Origin of the sequence: Frankia sp. AiPs1 (assembly GCF_023716945.1) — a bacterium.
Taxonomy (GTDB): Bacteria; Actinomycetota; Actinomycetes; order Frankiales; family Frankiaceae; genus Frankia.
The window spans coordinates 1-583 of sequence record NZ_JAMQQF010001169.1; the positions used below are offsets into that span (position 1 = coordinate 1).

Genomic DNA, 583 nt, shown 5'->3' on the forward strand with positions numbered 1-583 from the left:
GCGGCGGGGGCATCGTGCCGGTGCCGGTGCCGGCGGACGGCGCCGGGGTGCGCCCCGACGATCTCGCCGACGTTCTCGGCCGCAGCGGGGCCCGGCTGGTCTACCTCCAGCCGCGCCACGCCAACCCCACCGGGGCGGTGCTCGCCCCGGACCGCCGGCCGGCGGTGCTCGCGGCCCTGCGGGACCACCGGGCGTTCTGCGTCGAGGATGACTGGGTGGCGCCGTTGGATCTCACCGCGGTCAGCCCGCCCCCGCTGGCCGCCGCCGACCCGGACGGTCACGTCGTGCACGTGCTGTCCCTGTCGAAGAGCGTGTCCCCGGGCCTGCGGATCGCGGCGGTCACCGCCCGCGGCCCGGTCGCGGCCCGGCTGGCCCGGGTGCGGATCACCGACGACCTGTTCGTCGCCCCGGTGCTCCAGCAGACCGCGGTGGAGCTGCTCAGCACCCCGGGCTGGCGCCGGCACCTGGCGTCGTTGCGCCGGGTGCTGCTGGCCCGCCGGGCGGCGCTGCTCGCCGCGATCGCGCGGGCCCTGCCCACCCTCGACCCGCCGCAGCCGCCCAGCGGGGGTGTGCACGTCTGGCT

1 protein-coding gene is annotated in these 583 nt (G+C 78.9%); it reads left to right on the plus strand.

Features of this window, described 5'->3' with window-relative positions:
* On the plus strand, nt 1-583 hold a 583-nt coding region (locus ND748_RS33480; RefSeq protein ID WP_251750213.1), incomplete at both ends, for an aminotransferase class I/II-fold pyridoxal phosphate-dependent enzyme.